Below are 565 nucleotides of genomic sequence, written 5' to 3'. Positions count from 1 at the left end.
CGACGTTGACGTTCAATAAACTTCGCCAAATCATCAAAACTGACAAACCAAGGCGACTTTTGTGAGTTACCCAAACGGACAACAGGAAACGGTAAGTCTTGCTGAGCGGCTTTTCTCTTAGTTGTAGTTGCAGCCATGCCGAATAATGACTCGGCGACGTCTACTACTGGGATAAAAGGTTGATTATTGAACTGTTGAGCTAAAAGCGATCTTGTGGTTGGTTCAGAACGTGATGTCATTGCTCTCTTCTATTAACGGCTAACGAATACTTAAGTCATAATGTTACAAGCATTAGAAAGGAATAGAAGTATGGCAAAACACTAGCACACAACGATTAAGAAGCTGTTTAATAAGAACAATGTGAATTTTCGAGGATAAATTTTTTTTCAAAACACTCAACAAATGTGACTAAAGTCTCCATTCTTCTTGTTATGGCTAATTATTCAAAAGCAATGCTTTCCAAAACTAAGGTGACGTTACGATTTTAGACGTTGAGGCTCAAAAACAGAGCGCTGATAATTGCAAATTTATTGATGGGGAATACAATGGAGATCTGAAGGCAAAG

At 38.2% G+C, this 565-nt stretch carries 1 protein-coding gene; it reads right to left on the bottom strand.

Going from position 1 to position 565, the window contains the following annotated elements; translation table 11 throughout:
* Window positions 1–239: pyocin activator PrtN family protein (locus R7R24_RS29280; protein ID WP_318120531.1), on the bottom strand; the 239-nt coding region annotated here is incomplete at its 3' end.
* Between the last annotated feature and the right edge of the window lie 326 nt (window positions 240–565).

The sequence above is a fragment of the Vibrio sp. 704 genome, from assembly GCF_033339295.1.
Note: the sequence above shows the minus strand (reverse complement) of the source record. Positions and strands in the feature narration are given on the sequence as shown.